The sequence below is a fragment of the Streptomyces sp. NPDC056835 genome (assembly GCF_042789485.1).
In the GTDB taxonomy this organism is placed as follows: Bacteria; Actinomycetota; Actinomycetes; order Streptomycetales; family Streptomycetaceae; genus Streptomyces.
Genome location: NZ_JBHUBB010000002.1, coordinates 118,847 through 138,937, shown reverse-complemented (window position 1 = coordinate 138,937; position 20,091 = coordinate 118,847). Strand labels below are relative to the sequence as shown.

Here is a 20,091-nt window from a genome sequence, read left to right as displayed (position 1 = left end):
ATACCGGAACGACGCAAAGCGAACATGTCCCACGTGTGATTTCCCCCTCGCCGACCTCCGCGAAACAGGCGCGTGCGGGATGCTGTGGATAACGTTCGTTCACTTCCGTGTGCCCGGTCCCGACCGGACCGGGGCGCGGGGACCCGTGCCAATGACAGTGCGGTCGGTATGTGGAGGCAGTGATGGGTGTGGCTTGGCATCCGGAGAATCAGAGTCCGGAGAATCAGTCGCGGAGCCAGGACGGGACGAGCGGAGCGCACGCGGCCGGCGGCCCGATCCGGGTGGTGGTGGCGAAGCCGGGACTCGACGGACACGACCGCGGGGCCAAGGTGATCGCGCGTGCGCTGCGGGACGCGGGGATGGAGGTCATCTACACGGGGCTCCATCAGACGCCCGAGCAGATCGTGGACACCGCGATCCAGGAGGACGCCGAGGCGATCGGTCTGTCGATCCTCTCCGGGGCGCACAACACGCTCTTCGCGAAGGTGATCGAGCTGCTCAAGGAGCGGGACGCGGCGGACATCAAGGTCTTCGGCGGCGGCATCATCCCGGAGGCGGACATCGCCCCGCTCAAGGAGCTGGGCGTGGCCGAGATCTTCACCCCCGGGGCGACGACGACCTCCATCGTCACGTGGGTCAACGCCAACGTCCGCCAGCCCGCGGGCGCGTGACGCGCGGCGTCGCTCATGGCGCTGCCGATTCGCTGGATTCGCTGGATTCGGTGGGGTCGGTGGGGTCGGCGAGTTGGCCGCGGTCGTAGTGCCCGCTGAGTTCGGCCAGCATCGACGCACGCAGACGCAGCGTGGAGACCAGCCGTCGGAAAGCTTCCGACCAGTAGCCACCCGCGCCCGGTGACGCGTCTTCCGGCTCGTCCTGGGCCGCGGTGAGCAGTTCCAGCCGGTCCGCTTCCGCGGGGTCGAGGCATCGCTCGGCGAGGCCCATGACCCCGCTGAAGCTCCAGGGGTAGCTTCCCGCGTCCCGGGCGATGTCCAGCGCGTCCACGACCGCACGGCCCAGGGGCTCCGACCACGGCACCGCGCAGACGCCGAGCAGCTGGAACGCCTCCGAGAGACCGTGGGCGGCTATGAACGAGGCCACCCAGGAGGCCCGTTCGGCGGGCGGCAGCGTGGCCAGGAGCTTCGCCCGTTCCGCCAGCGACGAGGTACCGGGACCGGCGGCCGGGGAAGCGGCGGGCGCGCCCAGCAGGGCGGTGGACCAGCGCGCGTCCCGCTGCCGTACGGCCGCCCGGCACCACGCGGCGTGCAGTTCGTCGGCCCAGTCGTCCAGGACGGGCAGCGCGACGATCTCCTCGGGCGTACGGCCGCCGAGCCTGGCCGGCCACGTGGCCAGCGGGGCCGCCTCCACCAACTGGCCCAGCCACCAGGACCGTTCGCCCCGGCCGCCGGGCGGGGCCGGGACCACGCCGTCGCGCTGCATGTCCGCGTCGCATTCGTGCGGCGCCTCGACCGCGATGACCTGTCCGCCGCCCGTGCGGTCCATGCTGACGCAGGTCGCCGCGCGGGCCGCCATCCTTCCGGCGAGGGCGGAGCCCGGCAGAGCGGAGAGCAATTCGGCGGCGGTGTGGCGGACATTGCGGCTGCGGTCCGACAGGGCCCGTTCCAGAAACGGCTCGTCGGCCCCGGACAGCCCCGTACGCAGCGAGTCGATGAACATCAGCCGGTCCTCGGCGCGCTCGGTCGACCAGGTTGAGGCGAGCAGTGCCCGGGAAGCCTCCGCGTCCTGGGACCGTACGGCGGCGAGCAGCGCGACCCGCTCGGCGAACAGGCCCTCCTCCCAGAGCAGTCGGACAGCCTCGCCGTCCCGCGGGTCGGGCAGCAGGGCGCCGCCGGACGCACCCCGCAGCGCGAACTTCCACTCCGGGTTGAGCCGGGCGAGCCAGAGCCCGCGCGGCCCCGCGAACGTCAGCGCCTGCGGTCGCAGGTCGGTACGCGCGCGGGCCGCGTCGAGCAGCGCGGGCAGTACGGCGGCGGGCGCGCGGTAGCCGTGCTCATTCGCGGCGGCGAGCCACTGCGGGAGCAGTTCGGTGAGATCGGGCGCCGCGCCGCGTCGCCCTCCGCCGCCGGAGGACCCCGACCGGTCGGCCAGCAGCCGGCCGAGCCGTCTTCCGGCGGCCTCCGGCAGCCGCGCGCGGCCGTCGTGGGGCGTGGGCTCCGGGCGGGCGGCGGCGCGCGCCGGAAGGAGCCCCGCCCTGCGCCGTACGGTGTGCAGCGCGGCGGCGTCCAGCAGGGCCACCGGAGTCTCCTTGCGCGGGGCCAGGATCTCCGCGGGCGGGGTGCGGCGCTCCGTACCGAGCAGCGCGGAGGTGACGAGCCCTTCCCAGAGCGTCGTGACGCGGGGTGTGCCGGTGGGGCCGGCCGGGTCGGTGGTGCGAGTCGTGTCCGTCATGGAGCCCTCCGTTGTCGGCGCGGTCGGCTGAGCGGGACCAGTGGGTGTGAACGGGGCCGTCAGGTCGGCGGAACTGTCAGGTCAGCGGGACCTTCGGGTGAGCGGGACTTCCGGGTGAGCGGAACCGTCAGGTCAGCGGGACCGGCCCCGGTATTTCCTCGGCCCAGGCCGCGAGCGGATGGAAGCCGCGGTGGCCGCACTCACCGAAGACCGTGACCGGACCGCCGCCGGACAGCGCGGCCAGCTTCCACGGACCGGGTCGTGAGAGGGCCGAGTCCGTGATGGGCAGCGCGGATTCCCCGTCCGCGTCGGCCAGTTGCCAGCCGCCGCCCGGCGCCGGTACGGGTATGACGTCGGTCAGCGTCACCGGCCACGCGTCCAGCCAGGGATCCGCGCGCAGCGCCGCGCCGTACGCCTCGATCGCCGCTGTCGTGGAGCCACCGGGCGGCGGTCCCGGGATCGGGGCCGGGGTGCCGAACTGCTGTCCCCAGTCGGCCCGTAGCTGCCCGGAGCCGCCGTGCGGGGCGATCTCGGCCTCGATCATCAGGCCCACCGGCAGCCCCAGTTCCGGGGAGCGCCCCGCCGCGCCGAAGGCGAGCAGCAGCGCGGAACGCCCCGAGTCCCGTCCGTACAGCCGGATCCGGCGGGTGACGAGCTTGCCGTCCGAGGAGTCGTACTGCGCCAGGACCAGCCAGTGGTCCCTGACCGGCGGAGCACCGGCCGGCGACGGGAGGCCGATCCTCGTACGGACCGTCGTCGCCAGCGGCTCCGGCAGCCGGTCGCGGCCGAGCCACGCCGTGGTCAGCAGATGCAGCAGCGCAGACTCCTCCAGCAGCCGCACCGGCCAGCCGGGGCCCGAGGCGGGGATGGCTCCCAGCTCCCGCACCCGGCCCGCGAGCCCCGGCGCCTGCGCGTCGACCATGCGGGCCGCCGTCTCCTCCCACAGCCCGTACCCCGACTGCTCCGCCGAGGCCAGCCCGCCGCGCAGGAGATCCGTCAGCCGCTGCTCAAGCTCCGTGGCGCCCGCGCTGATCCTGCCGGCCCTGCGCTCCGCCCTGCGCCGCGCGGCCTCGGGGTCGGCGGGCTTCACGGACCCGGCCGCGCCGGCCTTCCCGGCGTCCGGCTCCTCACCCCGTTTCCGGCGCCCTTCGAGCCATTCCCCGGCCCAGCCCGGCGCCTCGGCCGTATCCGGCACGCTCCGCTCGTCCGCCGACCAGAGCAGCAGCAGCCCCAGCGCGTGCTTGCACGGAAACTTCCGACTGGGGCAACTGCACTTGTAAGCAGGGCCCGTTGTGTCCACAATGGTCTGATACGGCTTGCTGCCGCTGCCCTTGCACAGGCCCCACACTGCGCCCGCGGAGCCGCTGCCCGCCTCCGACCACGGCCCGGCCGTGCCCAGTTTGTTGCCCGCTTTACGTGACGCTTCGTCAGGAGCCAGAGCGAGCACCTGTTCCGTCGTCCAGCGCACCCCCGTTTGATTCATGTCCACGACGTTAGAACGCCCCACTGACAATCGCCCTGACCTGCGCATTCAACGAACAACCGGCAGTATGACTTTGCTTTTCCTTTGCTATATCGTGCGAGCTTCCTACGCCACGATCCGGGGGATCACTGATGAACCGCACCGTCCGCGCCGCCCTCTCCACCGTCGCCGTCACCGGCCTCGCGCTGGGCCTCGGCGCCTGCTCCGAGGCCGCGGAGCAGGTCGACAAGGCCGTGACCGAGGAGGTCGACAAGGCCGTCAACGAGACCTACGAGGTCACCTACGAGGTCACGGGCAAGAACATCGACACGATCGAGTACCACGGCGGGGGCGGCGACGCCATGGAGCCCAAGATCGAGACGGTCGAGAAGCCCACGCTGCCCTGGACGAAGACGGTCACGCTGCGCGGCATCATGCCGCCCGGTGTCATGCCGTCCGCCGTGGACCTGTCCGATGCCGAGATCACCTGCAAGATCATCTACAAGGGCAAGGTCATCAAGGAGGAGAAGGACGCGGGCAAGACCGCGGTGGGCGGCTGTATCGCGGTTTCCCCGATCGCCGGGTAACTCCCGGTCGCCGGGGCAACTCCCCGTCCGGTCGCCGGGGCAACCCCCCGTCGCCGGGCAACTCCCCTCGTACGCGGGCGCGTCCGCGACGTCCCGTCCCGCCCGGCCCGCGGCGACGGCCGATTGTCAGTGGCGTGGTGCACCGTGGAACTCACATCCGGTCGACCGATCTGGAGGGGGATCCATGACCGTGCCCGAAAACACCGCGCCCGCCGGGACCGAGGAGGCGCTGCGCCCGCACGCCGAGGACGCGTTCGCCGACGAGCTGAAGGCGCTGGCCGCGGCCGACGACCGGCAGCGGCCCGTCAGGTGGCGGCTGTCGCCGTGGGCCGTGGCCACGTATCTGCTCGGTGGCACGCTGGCCGACGGGACGGTGATCACACCGAAGTACGTGGGACCGCGGCGGATCGTCGAGGTCGCGGTCACCACGCTCGCCACCGACCGGGCGCTGCTGCTCCTCGGCGTGCCGGGCACCGCCAAGACCTGGGTCTCCGAACATCTCGCGGCGGCCGTCAGCGGCGACTCGACCCTGCTGGTACAGGGCACGGCCGGCACGCCCGAGGAGGCGATCCGCTACGGCTGGGACTACGCGCGGCTGCTCGCCCACGGCCCCAGCCGCGACGCGCTCGTGCCGAGTCCGGTGATGCGCGCCATGTCGGAGGGCATGACCGCGCGCGTCGAGGAACTGACCCGTATCCCCGCCGATGTGCAGGACTCGCTCATCACGATCCTGTCCGAGAAGACCCTGCCGGTCCCCGAACTGGGACAAGAGGTGCAGGCTGTCCGGGGGTTCAATCTGATCGCCACGGCCAACGACCGCGACCGCGGGGTCAACGACCTCTCCAGCGCGTTGCGCCGCCGCTTCAACACCGTGGTCCTGCCGCTGCCGGCCACCCCGGAGGCCGAGGTCGACATCGTCTCCCGGCGCGTGGACCAGATGGGGCGCTCGCTCGATCTGCCGACCGGACCCGAGGGCATCGACGAGATCCGCCGGGTCGTCACGGTCTTCCGTGAGCTGCGCGACGGCGTCACGACCGACGGCCGTACGAAACTCAAGTCCCCCTCGGGGACGCTCTCCACGGCCGAGGCGATCTCCGTGGTCACCAACGGCCTGGCGCTCGCCGCCCACTTCGGGGACGGCGTGCTGCGGCCGGGCGATGTCGCGGCGGGCATCCTCGGCGCGGTGGTCCGCGACCCGGCGGCGGACCGGGTGATCTGGCAGGAGTACGTCGAGACGGTGGTCCGCGAGCGCGACGGCTGGAAGGACTTCTACCGCGCCTGCCGCGAGGTGAGCGCGTGACCACGGTGCACGGACCGCTGCTGCTCGGCGTCCGGCATCACGGGCCGGGGTCCGCGCGTGCGGTACGGGCGGCGCTCGACGCGGCGGCGCCCCGGGTCGTCCTCATCGAAGGCCCGCCCGAGGGGGACGCGCTGCTGGCGCTCGCCGCCGATGAGGCGATGCGACCGCCCGTCGCGCTCCTGGCGCACGCGGTGGACGATCCGGGGCGCGCGGCGTTCTGGCCGCTGGCCGAATTCTCCCCGGAGTGGGTCGCGATCCGCTGGGCGCTGGCGCATGACGTACCGGCCAGGTTCATCGACCTGCCCGCGGCGCACTCACTCGCGCTCGCCGCGGCGGACGACGCTTCCAGCGACGACCGTGCCGGCGACGACGGTGCCGGCGACGACGGTGCCAGCGAGGGCGCTTCCAGCGACGACGGATCCAGCGACGACGCATCCCCGCACGGCGAGAGCCTGCGGATCGATCCCCTGGCCGTCCTCGCCGAGGCCGCCGGGTACGACGACCCCGAGCGGTGGTGGGAGGACGTCGTCGAGCACCAGGGCCCCGGCGGCGCGGACGACCCCTTCGCGCCGTTCGCCGCGGTCGCCGAGGCGATGGGCGCGCTGCGCGAGCGGCACGGCGACGACGGGCCCCGGCGCGATCTCGTCCGCGAGGCCCATATGCGGAGCCGGCTCAGGGCCGCGCGCAAGGAGTTCGGGGACGACGGCGTCGCCGTGGTCTGCGGCGCCTGGCATGTGCCCGCGCTCGGCCGGAAGACCACCGCCGCCGCGGACCGCGCGCTGATGAAGGGGCTGCCCAAGGTCAAGACCGAAATGACCTGGGTGCCCTGGACCCACCGCAGGCTCGCCAGGCACAGCGGCTACGGCGCGGGCATCGACTCGCCCGGCTGGTACGGACATCTCTTCGGCGTGCCCGACCGCCCCGTGGAGCGCTGGCTCACCAAGGTCGCCGGACTGCTCCGGGAGGAGGACAGGACCGTCTCCTCCGCCCATGTCATCGAGGCGGTACGGCTCGCCGAGACGCTGGCCGCCATGCGCGGGCGTCCGCTCGCCGGTCTGACCGAGACCACCGACGCGGTCCGGGCCGTGATGTGCGAGGGATCGGATGTGCCGCTCGACCTCATCCACGACCGGCTCATCGTCGGCGAGGTGCTCGGTGAGGTCCCCGACGCGGCCCCCGCCGTGCCGCTCCAGCGTGATCTCACCGCGCTCCAGCGCACGCTGCGGCTCAAACCGGACGCGCTGGAGCGCGAGCTGGATCTCGATCTGCGCAAGGAGACCGACGCGGAGCGCGGCAGGCTCCTGCACCGGCTGCGTCTGCTCGGTATCGACTGGGGCGAACCGGCCGTGGGGCGGGGGAGCACCGGCACGTTCCGGGAGAGCTGGCGGCTGCGCTGGGAGCCCGAGCTGTACGTACGGGTCGCGGAGGCCGGCGTATGGGGCACGACCGTGCTCTCCGCCGCCACCGCCAAGGCCGAGTCACAGGCCCTCTCGGCGACCGCGCTCGCGGAGGTCACGGCGCTGGCCGAGCGCTGTCTGCTGGCCGCGCTTCCCAACGCCCTGCCCGTGGTGATGCGGGCCCTCGCCGACCGTGCCGCGCTCGACGCCGACGTCGGCCGGCTCGCCCAGGCGCTGCCCGCGCTGGCCCGCTCGCTGCGGTACGGGGACGTGCGCTCCACCGACACCGGGGCGCTCGGTGAGGTGGCGGCGGGGCTCGCCGAGCGGATCTGCGTCGGTCTGCCGCCCGCCTGCGCCGGGCTCGACGCGGACGGAGCGGCCGAGATGCGGGGGCATCTCGACAGCGTCCACACGGCTGTCGGGCTCCTCCCGGACGGCCACGGCCGTGATCTGGCCGGGCGCTGGGGGGCCGTCCTGCGCAAGCTCGCCGGACGGGACACCGTCCCCGGGGTGATCAGGGGCCGGGCCGCCCGGCTGCTGCTGGACGACGGCCGGCTCGCCGAGGACGAGGCCGCCCGGTTCATGGGGCTCGCGCTGTCACCCGGAACCCCGCCGACCGACGCGGCGGCCTGGATCGAGGGCTTCGTCGGCGGACCGTCCGGCGCGGGGCGCCATCAGGCGGCGAGCAGCGCGGGCGGCATGCTCCTGGTCCATGACGAACGCCTCCTCGGCCTGGTGGACGCCTGGCTGACCGGTGTGTCGGCCGAGGCCTTCACGGATGTGCTCCCGCTGCTGCGCCGCACGTTCTCCGCGTACGAGCCCGGCGTACGGCGCACGCTGGGCGAGCTGGTCAGGCGCGGGCCCGCGCACGGCGGCCCGGTGGCGCCCGAGGCCATCGCGCCCGGCTTCGGCCCCGGGCTCGACGAGGCGCGCGCGGACGCCGTACTGCCGGTGCTCCGTCTGCTGCTGGGCTCCGACGGCATCGGAACCACCGACGACAGCGACGATCTTCTGGAGGCGACGGGATGAGCGGCGCAATGAGCGGCGGGACGAGCGACGGAACGGGCGGCGGGACGAGCGACGGAACGAGCGACCGCGGGGGCACCGGCCTCGCGGGCACCGGCGGTATCGGCACCGACGGGACGGACCGCGCCGCCGACGAGCGGCTGCGCCGCTGGCGGATGGTCCTCGGCGGGGAGAGCGCCGACGGGACGGGAAGCGCGCTCTCCGGCAGGGACGCGGCGATGGACGGCGCGCTGTCCGCCCTCTACGGCACGGGCAAGGAGAAGGGCAACGCCGCCGGCACCGACCGCTCCGCCGGGCTCGGAGCCTCAGCGCCCGCCGTCGCCCGCTGGCTCGGGGACATCCGTACGTACTTCCCCAGCTCCGTCGTCCAGGTCATGCAGCGTGACGCGATCGACCGGCTCGGGCTCTCCACGCTGCTCCTGGAGCCGGAGATGCTGGAGGCCGTCGAGGCCGACGTCCATCTCGTCGGCACCCTGCTGTCGCTCAACAAGGCGATGCCCGAGACGACCAAGGAGACGGCGCGCGCCGTCGTGCGCAAGGTGGTCGCGGACATCGAGAAGCGGCTCGCCACCCGCACCCGCGCCACCCTGACCGGCGCGCTCGACCGGTCCGCGCGCGTCAACCGGCCGCGCCACCGGGACATCGACTGGAACCGTACGATCCGCGCCAACCTCAAGAACTACCTCCCGGAGCACGGCACGGTGGTGCCGGAGCGGCTCATCGGCTACGGCCGCGCCGCGCGGTCCGTGAAGAAGGAGGTCATCCTCTGTATCGACCAGTCCGGTTCGATGGCGGCCTCGGTCGTCTACGCCTCGGTCTTCGGAGCGGTCCTGGCCTCCATGCGCTCCCTCGCCACCCGGCTCGTCGTCTTCGACACCGCGGTCGTCGATCTCACCGACCAGCTCGACGACCCCGTCGATGTCCTGTTCGGGACCCAGCTCGGCGGCGGCACCGACATCAACCGCGCGCTCACCTACTGCCAGTCGCGGATCACCCGGCCCGCCGACACCGTGGTCGTACTGATCAGTGACCTCTACGAGGGCGGGATACGTGACGGGATGCTCAAGCGCGTCGCGGCGATGAAGGCGTCGGGCGTGCAGTTCGTGGCGCTGCTCGCGCTGTCCGACGAGGGAGCGCCCGCGTACGACCGCGAGCACGCGGCGGCCCTCGCCGCGCTCGGTGCGCCGGCCTTCGCCTGCACCCCCGATCTCTTCCCGGAGGTGATGGCGGCGGCGATCGAGAAGCGCCCCCTTCCCATACCGGACAAGGAGCTGCCGAACGGGGCGATCTCCCGGTGACGCGGAGGGCTTCCGGGCCGGCTGTGATGGGTATCACCGCTCTGTGACAGGTATCACCGCTCATCTGTGATCTGCGATTTAGGGACCTACTGCCCACGGGGATAACCTGCGAGACGGACATGCCGCGTACCGGACAGCGAGTACGCCTCCCTCTGTGACAGCGCAGTCACGTTGCCCTTCGCGGCACGCCCACGCAGACAACGAACCCGCGATCACCAGGCTGCGGTTTAAAAGACAAAGGGACGGACACGCGTGGACCTGTTCGAGTATCAGGCGAGGGACCTCTTCGCCAAGCACGGTGTACCGGTGCTGGCCGGTGAAGTCATCACGACGCCTGACGCGGCTCGCGAGGTGACCGAGCGGCTCGGCGGCAAGGCCGTCGTCAAGGCGCAGGTCAAGGTCGGCGGGCGCGGCAAGGCGGGTGGCGTGAAGCTGGCCGCCGACCCGGCGGACGCCGTCGAGAAGGCCGGTCAGATCCTTGGCATGGACATCAAGGGCCACACGGTCCACAAGGTGATGCTGGCCCAGACCGCGGACATCGCGGAGGAGTACTACGTCTCCTTCCTGCTGGACCGCACCAACCGCACGTTCCTCGCCATGGCCTCCGTCGAGGGCGGCGTGGAGATCGAGGTCGTCGCGGAGGAGAACCCCGACGCGCTCGCCAAGATCCCGGTCGACGCCAACGAGGGCTGCACGCCCGAGAAGGCCGCCGAGATCGTCGCCGCGGCGAAGTTCCCGGCCGAGATCGCCGACCAGGTCGCCGACGTCCTGCAGAAGCTGTGGACCGTCTTCATCAAGGAAGACGCCCTCCTCGTCGAGGTCAACCCGCTGATCAAGTCCGGCGACGGCAAGATCATCGCGCTCGACGGCAAGGTCTCGCTCGACGAGAACGCCGACTTCCGCCAGCCGGAGCACGAGGCGCTTGAGGACAAGGACGCCGCCAACCCGCTGGAGGCCGCGGCCAAGGCCAAGAACCTCAACTACGTCAAGCTCGACGGCGAGGTCGGCATCATCGGCAACGGCGCGGGTCTGGTCATGTCGACCCTCGACGTCGTCGCGTACGCCGGTGAGGCCCACAACGGCGTGAAGCCCGCCAACTTCCTCGACATCGGCGGCGGCGCCTCCGCCGAGGTCATGGCGAACGGCCTGGAGATCATCCTCGGCGACCCGGACGTCAAGTCCGTGTTCGTCAATGTCTTCGGTGGCATCACCGCGTGCGACGAGGTCGCCAACGGCATCGTCCAGGCTCTTGAGCTGCTCAAGAGCAAGGGCGAGGACGTCACGAAGCCGCTGGTCGTGCGTCTGGACGGCAACAACGCGGAGCTGGGTCGCAAGATCCTGTCCGACGCCAACCACCCGCTCGTGCAGCGCGTGGACACCATGGACGGCGCGGCCGACAAGGCCGCCGAGCTCGCGGCTGCGAAGTAAGGGACAGGGACTCCAACACCATGGCTATTTTCCTGACCAAGGAAAGCAAGGTCATCGTCCAGGGGATGACCGGCGCCACCGGCATGAAGCACACCAAGCTCATGCTCGCTGACGGCACCAACATCGTCGGCGGTGTGAACCCGCGCAAGGCCGGCACGTCCGTCGACTTCGACGGCACCTCCGTACCGGTCTTCGGCTCCGTCGCCGAGGCCATCGAGAAGACCGGCGCCGACGTGTCCGTCGTCTTCGTGCCGCCGGCCTTCGCCAAGGCCGCCGTCATCGAGGCCATCGACGCCGAGATCGGCCTGGCCGTCGTGATCACCGAGGGCATCGCGGTGCACGACTCCGCCGCCTTCTGGGCGTACGCGGGCAGCAAGGGCAACAAGACCCGGATCATCGGTCCGAACTGCCCCGGCCTGATCACCCCCGGCCAGTCCAACGCGGGCATCATCCCGGGCGACATCACCAAGCCCGGCCGGATCGGTCTCGTGTCCAAGTCCGGCACGCTGACCTACCAGATGATGTACGAGCTCCGTGACATCGGCTTCTCCTCGGCCGTCGGCATCGGTGGCGACCCGGTCATCGGTACGACGCACATCGACGCGCTCGCCGCGTTCGAGGCCGACCCCGAGACCGACCTGATCGTGATGATCGGCGAGATCGGCGGCGACGCCGAGGAGCGCGCGGCGGACTTCATCGCCAAGAACGTCTCCAAGCCGGTCGTCGGCTACGTCGCGGGCTTCACCGCGCCCGAGGGCAAGACCATGGGCCACGCCGGCGCCATCGTCTCCGGCTCCTCCGGCACCGCCCAGGCGAAGAAGGAGGCCCTGGAGGCCGCGGGCGTGAAGGTCGGCAAGACGCCGACCGAGACGGCCGGGCTCGCTCGCGCCATCCTCGCGGGCTGAATCTCCGCCTCTCCGCCTCTCCGCAGGACGCCACGCGCGTGGGCCCGCACCCTCTCCCGGGTGCGGGCCCACGCGCGTTCCTGAGTGGTCGAAGATCGCTCAGCGTCGTTGCTCAGCGCCTCCGCTCAGCCCGGTCGCGGCACGAGCCGGTGGGGGCCCGTCACCGGCTCGTGGCGGAGCTTGTCGCGCAGGACCAGGTCCTGCTTGCTCAGCCGCTGCGGTCCGTTGGGCACCGGAACACCGCCGACCCGCTCGCCCGGCGACACCCGTGGCTGATACTGCGTCGGGGCGGTGGCCAGGGTGAACCCCGTCGCCCCGACGATCAGCACGGTGAAGGCGATGGCCGCCCGCGTCCAGAACCGGACCCGCCGCTCGCAGCCGGACCTCATGGCCGGCGCCGGTGCGATCGGGGGTGGTGCCACCGCCCGAACGAGCATGCCGAGCCGCCTCTGAAGCACTTGCGTGTCGGTCAGCTCGGGCAGCCGCGCGGCGACCGCCTTGCGCGCGTTCAGCAGCCGGTTGGCGGTGGCCGGGGTGCTCGCCTCGGTCTCGGCCGCCGTCTCCGGCAGATCGAGGCCCAGCCCGTCGTAGAGCAGCAGCGTGCGGCGGTACGACGCGGGAAGACGCAGCAGCGTCTCGCGCAACTCCCGCTCATCCGGCCGCTCCTGGTCGCGGGGGACCGAATCGGGGCGCATACGGGGGCTGCGCAGCCGGTGCCACGGCGACATCGCGTACTCGTACGCGGCGGCCCGCAGCCAGCCCGCCGGGTCCCGGTCGATCGCGACCTCGGGCCAGCGCGCCCACGCGAGATGGAAGGCGCGCTCGACGGACTTCTGGGAGAGGGCCCGCCTGCCGGTGAGCAGATACGCCTGGCGTACGAGGGCGGGCGCGGTGAACGCGTACAGGGCGTCGAAGGCCTCGTCGGGCGTGCGTGCCTCGATCCCGACGTCGGGTGGGTCGGGCCAGTCGGTGTTGCGCACATCAGCGGCGGGCGCGGCCACTCCGGTCGTGCTCGCCCCGGTCGTGCTCGCTGCCGTCGTGCTTGCCCCTGCCGTCCTTGCCTCCGCCGTGCTCGCGCCGGACGGGCTTGCTCCGGACGGGCCCTTTCCGGCCGTGCGCTTTCTGGTCGTGCGCTTTCCTGCCCGGCTCGTGGCGGGTGCGCTCGCTGACGCCGCGTTCGCGGGCGCCGCGTTCGCTTTACGGCCGCGCCCGGCGGTGGTGGGCGCGGATGGTGGTGCCGCGCCGGCCGTGGGCGCCGCGGCGGTTCTCGTCGTACGCACGGCTCTCGTGGACGCGGATGTGCTCCGGTTCCGCGCCGCGGACCGCTGCGCCGCCGCTTTCTCCGCCTCCCGTCTGGTCCGTTCCTCCAGCGCGGCCTTCTCCCGGAGTTCCGCGGCGATCCCGGCCAGCAGCTTCGCGTACAGCTCCGCCTTGCGCCCGCGCGGAGTCGTACGCCCGGTCTCCCAGGACCTGAGCGTCGACCGCGTGACGCCCACCGCGGCGGCGGCCTGTTTCTCGGTCATCGGCCTCGACTCGCGCAGTCTTCGCCGATGCTCGGGGGCGGGCAGCGACGGGGCGCCGGCCTTGGTGCCTCGTGCGGTGCTCTGCGTGGCCTTCTGCGTCATGTGGGACTCCCCGCAGCACGGTTCTGGGCGAAAAAGCACATAAACGTATATTGGGCGACACGGCGACTATGCGCCTGTTGCGCGAATTAGATGGGTGTCGTGGGCAGCATGACTTCGTGACCCAATTGACCGAACACAGTGCGCCGTTGTCCTCGGCCGCGGCCCTTGAGCGTGGTAGGGCCGCTGCGCTGACCTCCGCCGTCCTCCGTGGGGCCATCGCCGCGTGCCTCGGGCTCGGCGCGATCGCCGTGCTGGTGATGGCGATGTGGATCACTTCACCGTTCCCCGACAGCGGTGCGGGCGGTGCTCTGCATATCGCGGCCGGACTCTGGCTGCTGAGCCATGGCGTCGAGCTGGTGCGCGAGGACACCCTCTCCGGGACCCCCGCGCCCATCGGAGTCGTACCGCTGCTCCTAATGGGTCTGCCGGCCTGGCTGGCCTACCGCGCCGCACGCGACGCCCTCGAACCCGACGAGGGGCGGCCCCAGCTCACCGGGCTCGGCGCCGTCTGCACCGTATCCGGGGGGTATCTGCTGGTCGGCGCGGCCGCCGTGATCTATGCGAGCGGCGGCGCGCTCACCACGCATCCACTGCGCGCGGCGCTCACGCTGCCCGTGCTGACGGTGCTCTCGGCGGCGGCCGGGGCATGGACGGCGCATGGGTGTCCGCGCGTTCCGCTGCCCAAGCGGCTGCCCGGGGCGGTGCGCAGATCACTGGCCCGTACGGTCTGGGCGCCCGCGGGACGCCGGGGGATCGTCGTCGCGGGGCGCTCGGGGGCGGCGGCCTTCCTGCTGCTGGTGGGCGGCGGCGCGCTCCTGGTCGGGGCCTCGCTCGTATGGCACGGAGATCCGGCGCACACCTCGTTCGTCCAGCTCGCGGGTGACTGGTCGGGGCGGGTCGCCGTGCTGCTGCTGGGGCTGGCGCTGGTGCCGAACGCGGCGGTCTGGGGCGCCGCGTACGGTCTGGGGCCCGGCTTCGCGCTCGGTACGACAGCGACGGCCACCCCGCTCGGGGTCGTCGGCACCCCCGCGCTGCCGTCCTTCCCGCTGCTCGCCGCCGTACCGGACGGTCCTGGCACGGCGGCGAACTGGGCCGCGGCCGGGGTGCCGGCCGTCGCGGGGCTGGCGGTCGCCTGGTTCACGGCACGGGTGGCCGCGCCCCCGTACGCCCTGCGGGAAGAGGCGTGGAGCGCGCGTGGGACGGCGCTGACGGCGGCGCTCGGGGGCGTCGTGTGCGCGGGGCTGACCGCGGTGCCGGCGGGGCTCGCGGGCGGTCCGCTGGGGAACGGCAGACTGGCTGCGTTCGGCCCCGTGTGGTGGCTGACGGGCGCCGCGGCGCTGGCGTGGACGGTGGCGCTCGGCGTACCGACCGCGCTGCTGCTCCGGCTCTGGCGGCTGCGGGAGCCGCGCCTGAAGGACGTACCGGCGGCCGAACCGCTCCCCGCGACGAGGGCGGGGGCGGGGGCGAGGGCAGGGGCCGGGGACCTGACCGAGCCCAAGCCCAAGCCCAAGCCCAGGACCCGGACCCGGACCGGGGCGGGGGCCGGGGGCGCGGAGTCCGGTGCTTCGGGAGGAGCGTGGTGGCCGGCGCCCTGGCGGCGAAGGACGAGACGGAGAGGCGTGGGCGCGGAGACACCGGCATCACTCGCGGCGTCGGAGGGACGGGAGGCGAGCGGTGGCCTGGACATCCTGGACGGGCTGGAGGTGGCGGAGGCCGGGGCGGGCCCCGGTGCGGGTGCGGGCTCGGGCGCGACCTCGGGCGCGGGGGGTACGGGCGGCGCGGGTGCCGGCGGGCCGGAAGCGTTCGATCCCGACTTCGAGCCGTACGACTTCCTGCCGGCCGAGGCCTGGCACGAGCGCGGTGCCCGGGAGGCGCGATGGGCGGCGTTCAAGGAGGCGTCGGGAGGTCTGATGGCCGACTTCCCGGCCACACCGCCGCCGCCCGGGGAGCGTCCCGCCTCCGGGCCGGGGCCGCTCATGCCGGAGCCGCCCTTCCCCAGGAAAGGCGGCTCCGATGCGGGCGAGGGACCTGGGGCGGTTACTCCTTGACGCCGAAGACCGGCACCAGCGAGTCGGGCAGCTGATCGTTGCAGGAGAGCTGGCCCGCGGTCGTCAGGGCGTCGTTCACGCACGTGTAGTAGTCGCGGTACACCAGCTGCACCGTGAAGGTCGTGGCCACGATCGCCAGCGCGATGACGGCTGTCACCAGCCCGCTCACCGCCGCGGTGGTCTGCGGCCTGCTCGACGCCGGGACCGGAGCTCCCGACTGGCCGGACGCGCCGAACGGTGCCGGCTGTCCTGCCTGTCCAGCCTGTCCCGTCTGCGCCACCTGCGTCGCCTGTCCCGGCTGCGCCGGGGTGGGGGCCGACCGCACCGCTGCCGGGGACGAGCCGTCGGCCGCCGCGCCGTCGGTGTCCGACGACGGCTTCCTGGACTTGTTACGCAGCGAGCTGATGCCCCAGTACAGCGCCAGCGCCCCGAGCAGCAGCGCGATCTCCGGGAAGTCGAAGAGCGCGAAGAAGAAGGCCCACATCCCGGAGAGCAGGGCATAGCGGGCGCGGCGCTGGGCCGGGTCCGTCGGGTCCCAGCGCAGTCCGCCGCGGCCTCCGTCGGGCCCGTCCTTGCCGGAGCCCTGACCGTTCTGGCCGTTCTGACCGTTGGGGCTTCCCGGACGGCTGCCGAAGCCGCCTTGGGAGCGACCGGGCTGGCGGCTGCTCCACTGGCTGCCCCAGCCGCCCCGCCCCGGGCCGGATCCGTCGTTCGACGAGTTACCACCGTGCTCGGGATGGCGGGGCTGCCACGGCTGGTCGGGCCTGCCCTCGGGCGGCGGCGCGAACGGGTTGTCCTCGGCGGGGCCCGACGAGGACGAGCCCGGCGAGCCGGAGCCCGCGGACTCAGGACCCGGTGTCCCGGAGGCGCCCGGTGTCCCGGAGGTCCCCGGTGTCCCGGAGGTGCCCGGTGTCCCGGAAGCGTCCGGTGTCTTGGAGGTCCCGGGAGCGCCCGTCCCGGAGTGCTCGGAGGTCCCCGAGGGTCCGGTGGAAGAGGACTGGCGTTCCCGCGGCAGCAGCACCGGCCCAGAAGGCGGCGGGAGGCGGAGTGCCGTGCGGCGGCGTCGGTCCGGCATCAGGTGAACGTCTTCCCCTCAGACCCAGTGCGCGGGGGTCTTGTCTCGTATGGCCCGTCCCGGAGACGAACCCTGTCCCCAGACGCTACCTCCCGGCCAAGCCCCCGTCCCGTGGGGGCCGCTCGGTGTGCCGGTATCGTTGCTGACGGTCGGCTTCTTCGTAGAGTTCCCCGTATCGGGGGACCTGATTCGTTCGTACGACCACACAAACCGTACGACGACTCAAGCAGACTCAAGCAGCCGCCCGCACAACGCCGCCCAGCACCCGACGATCCCTGATCCCCGCACGACGACGCGACAACTCCGCACGACCCGCGAGGCTGTGCTCGCTCCCAGAAAGGCGCCCGCCGTGGCCTCCCCGCCCTCCTCCGCCCGCCCGGCCCGGCTCGTGGTCCTGGTCTCCGGATCCGGTACGAATCTGCAGGCCCTGCTCGACGCGATCGGTGACGATCCGGTGGCCTTCGGCGCGCGGGTCGTGGCCGTAGGCGCGGACCGCGGCTCCATCGCGGGGCTGGAGCGCGCCGAGCGCGCCGGGCTTCCCACGTTCGTGTGCCGGGTGAAGGACTACCCGAGCCGCGACGACTGGGACGCGGCGCTCGCCGAGGCGACGGCGGCGTACGAGCCGGATCTGGTGGTCTCGGCCGGCTTCATGAAGATCGTGGGGAAGGAGTTCCTCGCGCGCTTCGGCGGGCGGGTCGTCAACACCCATCCCGCGCTGCTCCCCAGCTTTCCCGGTGCCCATGGTGTGCGCGAGGCGCTCGCCTACGGAGCGAAGGTCACCGGCTGCACAGTCCACTTCGTCGACGACGGTGTCGACACCGGCCCGATCATCGCGCAGGGCGTGGTCGAGGTGCGGGACGAGGACGATGAAGACGCTCTCCATGAGCGCATCAAGGAAGTCGAGCGACGCCTGCTCGTCGAGGTCGTGGGGCGTCTCGCCCGGCACGGCTATCGCATTGAGGGACGAAAGGTAACAATCCAGTGACCGCCGAAGGTACGAAGCGCCCCATTCGCAGAGCGCTGGTCAGCGTCTACGACAAGACGGGCCTGGAAGAGCTGGCCCACGGGCTGCACGAGGCGGGCGTCACCCTGGTCTCGACCGGCTCCACCGCGGGGAGGATCGCCGCCGCCGGGGTGCCGGTCACCAAGGTCGAGGAGCTGACCGGCTTCCCCGAGTGCCTGGACGGCCGGGTCAAGACGCTGCACCCGCGCGTCCACGCCGGCATCCTCGCCGACCTCCGGCTCGACTCGCACCGCGAACAGCTCGCGGAGCTGGACATCGAGCCGTTCGACCTGGTCGTGGTGAACCTCTACCCGTTCCGTGAGACGGTCGCCTCCGGCGCCACCCCCGACGAGTGCGTGGAGCAGATCGACATCGGCGGGCCCTCGATGGTCCGCGCCGCCGCCAAGAACCACCCCTCGGTCGCGGTCGTCACCAGCCCCGGGCGGTACGGGGATGTCCTCGGCGCCGTACGGGACGGCGGCTTCGACCTGACGACCCGCAAGCGGCTGGCCGCCGAGGCGTTCCAGCACACGGCCGCGTACGACGTGGCCGTGGCCTCCTGGTTCGCGGCGGACTACGCGGCACCCGACGACTCGGGACTCCCGGACTTCCTGGGCGCCACGTACACGCGGAAGAACGTGCTCCGGTACGGCGAGAACCCGCACCAGCCCGCCGCGCTCTACACCGGAGCCGAGGGCGGCCTCGCCGAGGCCGAGCAGTTGCACGGCAAGGAGATGTCGTACAACAACTACACGGACACGGACGCCGCGCGCCGTGCCGCGTACGACCACGCCGAGCCCTGTGTCGCGATCATCAAGCACGCCAATCCGTGCGGCATCGCGATCGGTGACGATGTCGCCGAGGCGCACCGCAAGGCGCACGCCTGCGACCCGCTGTCCGCGTTCGGCGGGGTGATCGCCGTCAACCGTCCGGTCTCCGTGGCGCTGGCCGAGCAGGTCGCCGAGATCTTCACCGAGGTCATCGTGGCGCCCGGTTACGAGGACGGCGCGGTCGAGGTGCTGGCGCGCAAGAAGAACATCCGCGTGCTGCGCTGTCCCGAGGCTCCGTCCGCGGCCGTGGAGGTCAAGCCGATCGACGGGGGCGCGCTGCTCCAGGTCACCGACCGGCTCCAGGCCGACGGCGACGACCCGGCGAACTGGACCCTCGCGACCGGAGAGGCGCTTTCCGAGGCGGAGCTGCGCGAACTGGCCTTCGCCTGGAAGGCGTCCCGCGCGGTCAAGTCCAACGCGATCCTGCTCGCCAAGGGCGGGGCGTCGGTGGGCGTCGGTATGGGCCAGGTCAACCGCGTGGACTCCGCGAAGCTCGCGGTGGAGCGGGCGGGCGAGGAGCGGGCGCGTGGCTCGTACGCCGCGTCCGACGCGTTCTTCCCGTTCCCCGACGGGCTGGAGATCCTGCTGAACGCGGGCGTCAAGGCGGTGGTGCAGCCGGGCGGTTCGGTCCGTGACGAGCTGGTCGTCGAGGCGGCGCGCAAGGCGGGCGCGACGATGTACTTCACGGGGACGCGGCACTTCTTCCACTGAGCCCCCACTGAGCCCCCTCTGAGACCCCTGCCGATAAGGGGACGACGGAACGCCGGAAGGCCGTAATCTCCCGCCGAACAGCGGGGATTACGGCCTTCACGTCATCCACGACGCGCTGAGGAGCGCACTGGCGGACCGTCAGTGGCGCGGACGCTGGAACCAGGCGGCGCCGTCCGACTTGCCGGCGAAGACGGCGATCAGGATGGCGAGAACGAGGTGCACGATGCCGAACACGGTGAACGGGTAGATGGCGAGGACAGCGGTCACGACGCCGAAGACGATGAGAGTGACCCGGACGCCGCTCCCGCCGTTCTTGACCTTCGTGGCGAGGACGGCCGACAGGACCAGCCACACGAGAGCCAGCGCGCCGAGGGCGTACAGGACGCCGCTCGACTGATCCACGAGATCCTGGAACTGCGAGTCGCTCTGCAGGGTCTCGTTGTCCTTCGCCGCGCTGAGCGACGCGGCGGCGCCGAAGAAGATCAGTGTCCCGATGAGGCAGAGACCGGAGATGACCCACAGCATCACGCGCGCGGCCTTCACCCCGCCCGGCATCTCCGTCGGGCCGCCGGGGAAGCCACCGCCGCCGTACGGCTGGACCGGCGGCGCCTGCGGGAAGCCGTAGCCGGGCTGCTGCGGCTGACCCTGCGGGTAGCCGTAGCCCGGCTGGCCCTGGGGCTGGCCGTAGCCCGGCTGACCCTGGGGCTGGCCTGATCCGGGCGGGGGCTGCTGGCCGTACGGGTTGTTGGGGTCGCCGAAGCTCATGGCGGGGTTCCTCCGTTGGGTAATGCGGGGACGGTGCGACCCACGCGGAGGAGGAACTTCTCAGAAGTGAGCGGTCTGCCCCCCGTCGACGGCCGCGTACTGCGCCCGCAATCGTGTTATCCACGTCTTATTTTGTCCAGTCGCTATAGGCGGGCGTTGTGCAAGCGCAACCTCCCGCGGCGGCTGTGAGCGGGGCGGGCGAACCCCCAGGTCGTCTCAGGAAGG

At 72.5% G+C, this 20,091-nt stretch carries 15 protein-coding genes; 10 read left to right on the top strand and 5 right to left on the bottom strand.

Annotated features, from left to right (window positions below; genetic code table 11):
* The first annotated feature begins 182 nt into the window (after positions 1-182).
* Positions 183-671, top strand: a complete 489-nt coding sequence (locus ACFRMN_RS03100; protein ID WP_383012410.1) for a cobalamin B12-binding domain-containing protein — start codon at positions 183-185, stop codon at positions 669-671.
* Between the two features lie 13 nt (positions 672-684).
* Here ACFRMN_RS03100 and ACFRMN_RS03095 read toward each other — a convergent pair whose 3' ends face one another.
* Together ACFRMN_RS03095 and ACFRMN_RS03090 are read right to left on the bottom strand one after the other, a co-directional pair.
* Positions 685-2,406, bottom strand: a complete 1,722-nt coding sequence (locus ACFRMN_RS03095; RefSeq protein WP_383012407.1) for a DUF5691 domain-containing protein — start codon at positions 2,404-2,406, stop codon at positions 685-687.
* 127 nt (positions 2,407-2,533) lie between these two features.
* Positions 2,534-3,889, bottom strand: a complete 1,356-nt coding sequence (locus ACFRMN_RS03090) for an SWIM zinc finger family protein (RefSeq protein WP_383012404.1) — start codon at positions 3,887-3,889, stop codon at positions 2,534-2,536.
* Between the two features lie 131 nt (positions 3,890-4,020).
* On the opposite strand from ACFRMN_RS03090, the gene ACFRMN_RS03085 reads away from it, so the two are divergent.
* From ACFRMN_RS03085 to sucD, 6 genes are all read left to right on the top strand, one after another.
* Complete coding sequence (locus tag ACFRMN_RS03085; RefSeq protein ID WP_383012401.1) at positions 4,021-4,455, top strand: MmpS family transport accessory protein; 435 nt, start codon at positions 4,021-4,023, stop codon at positions 4,453-4,455.
* Between the two features lie 184 nt (positions 4,456-4,639).
* On the top strand, positions 4,640-5,755 hold the full coding sequence (locus tag ACFRMN_RS03080; protein ID WP_383012398.1) for an AAA family ATPase: 1,116 nt from the start codon (positions 4,640-4,642) through the stop codon (positions 5,753-5,755).
* Positions 5,713-8,181, top strand: coding sequence for a DUF5682 family protein (locus ACFRMN_RS03075; protein ID WP_383013013.1), 2,469 nt, complete (start codon positions 5,713-5,715; stop codon positions 8,179-8,181). Before ACFRMN_RS03080 ends, ACFRMN_RS03075 begins: the two co-directional genes overlap by 43 nt.
* Before the next feature lie 152 nt (positions 8,182-8,333).
* Entirely contained in the window at positions 8,334-9,476 is a 1,143-nt protein-coding gene (locus ACFRMN_RS03070) for a VWA domain-containing protein (protein WP_383013010.1), read from the top strand.
* A gap of 252 nt (positions 9,477-9,728) precedes the next feature.
* Positions 9,729-10,904, top strand: coding sequence for an ADP-forming succinate--CoA ligase subunit beta (gene sucC / locus ACFRMN_RS03065; protein WP_383012395.1), 1,176 nt, complete (start codon positions 9,729-9,731; stop codon positions 10,902-10,904).
* Positions 10,905-10,924: 20 nt separating this feature from the next.
* The gene (gene sucD / locus ACFRMN_RS03060) at positions 10,925-11,809 is read left to right on the top strand and encodes a succinate--CoA ligase subunit alpha (protein ID WP_382520531.1); all 885 of its coding nucleotides are present in this window, start codon (positions 10,925-10,927) and stop codon (positions 11,807-11,809) included.
* A gap of 125 nt (positions 11,810-11,934) precedes the next feature.
* On the opposite strand, the gene ACFRMN_RS03055 is transcribed toward sucD, so the two are convergent.
* Positions 11,935-13,434: a helix-turn-helix domain-containing protein gene (locus tag ACFRMN_RS03055; RefSeq protein WP_383012392.1), complete on the bottom strand. Its 1,500-nt coding sequence runs from the start codon at positions 13,432-13,434 to the stop codon at positions 11,935-11,937.
* Between the two features lie 116 nt (positions 13,435-13,550).
* Between ACFRMN_RS03055 and ACFRMN_RS03050 the strand changes: the two genes are divergently transcribed.
* Complete coding sequence (locus tag ACFRMN_RS03050; protein ID WP_383012389.1) at positions 13,551-15,482, top strand: DUF6350 family protein; 1,932 nt, start codon at positions 13,551-13,553, stop codon at positions 15,480-15,482.
* Here the strand turns inward: ACFRMN_RS03050 and ACFRMN_RS03045 are convergent.
* Complete coding sequence (locus tag ACFRMN_RS03045) at positions 15,472-16,557, bottom strand: hypothetical protein (RefSeq protein ID WP_383012386.1); 1,086 nt, start codon at positions 16,555-16,557, stop codon at positions 15,472-15,474. The two genes, ACFRMN_RS03050 and ACFRMN_RS03045, sit on opposite strands and share 11 nt — an antisense overlap.
* A 349-nt stretch (positions 16,558-16,906) precedes the next feature.
* Between ACFRMN_RS03045 and purN the strand changes: the two genes are divergently transcribed.
* Positions 16,907-17,542 carry a phosphoribosylglycinamide formyltransferase gene (purN, locus tag ACFRMN_RS03040; RefSeq protein ID WP_383012383.1) on the top strand — a complete coding sequence of 212 codons (636 nt, stop codon included), beginning with the start codon at positions 16,907-16,909 and terminating at the stop codon, positions 17,540-17,542.
* A complete protein-coding gene (purH, locus tag ACFRMN_RS03035) occupies positions 17,539-19,101 on the top strand; it encodes a bifunctional phosphoribosylaminoimidazolecarboxamide formyltransferase/IMP cyclohydrolase (protein WP_383012380.1) in 1,563 nt (520 codons plus the stop codon). The genes purN and purH overlap by 4 nt, the downstream gene beginning before the upstream one ends.
* 138 nt (positions 19,102-19,239) lie before the next feature.
* On the opposite strand, the gene ACFRMN_RS03030 is transcribed toward purH, so the two are convergent.
* Positions 19,240-19,866: a hypothetical protein gene (locus ACFRMN_RS03030; RefSeq protein WP_383012377.1), complete on the bottom strand. Its 627-nt coding sequence runs from the start codon at positions 19,864-19,866 to the stop codon at positions 19,240-19,242.
* Positions 19,867-20,091 lie beyond the last annotated feature (225 nt).

Bases quoted from the DNA above. Each gene is read 5' to 3' on its own strand.
- ACFRMN_RS03100 (WP_383012410.1), top strand. From the start codon at position 183: ATGGGTGTGGCTTGGCATCCGGAGAATCAGAGTCCGGAGAATCAGTCG.
- ACFRMN_RS03095 (WP_383012407.1), bottom strand. From the start codon at position 2,406: ATGACGGACACGACTCGCACCACCGACCCGGCCGGCCCCACCGGCACA.
- ACFRMN_RS03090 (WP_383012404.1), bottom strand. From the start codon at position 3,889: ATGAATCAAACGGGGGTGCGCTGGACGACGGAACAGGTGCTCGCTCTG.
- ACFRMN_RS03085 (WP_383012401.1), top strand. From the start codon at position 4,021: ATGAACCGCACCGTCCGCGCCGCCCTCTCCACCGTCGCCGTCACCGGC.
- ACFRMN_RS03080 (WP_383012398.1), top strand. From the start codon at position 4,640: ATGACCGTGCCCGAAAACACCGCGCCCGCCGGGACCGAGGAGGCGCTG.
- ACFRMN_RS03070 (WP_383013010.1), top strand. From the start codon at position 8,334: ATGGTCCTCGGCGGGGAGAGCGCCGACGGGACGGGAAGCGCGCTCTCC.
- sucD (WP_382520531.1), top strand. From the start codon at position 10,925: ATGGCTATTTTCCTGACCAAGGAAAGCAAGGTCATCGTCCAGGGGATG.
- ACFRMN_RS03055 (WP_383012392.1), bottom strand. From the start codon at position 13,434: ATGACGCAGAAGGCCACGCAGAGCACCGCACGAGGCACCAAGGCCGGC.
- ACFRMN_RS03045 (WP_383012386.1), bottom strand. From the start codon at position 16,557: ATGCCGGACCGACGCCGCCGCACGGCACTCCGCCTCCCGCCGCCTTCT.
- ACFRMN_RS03030 (WP_383012377.1), bottom strand. From the start codon at position 19,866: ATGAGCTTCGGCGACCCCAACAACCCGTACGGCCAGCAGCCCCCGCCC.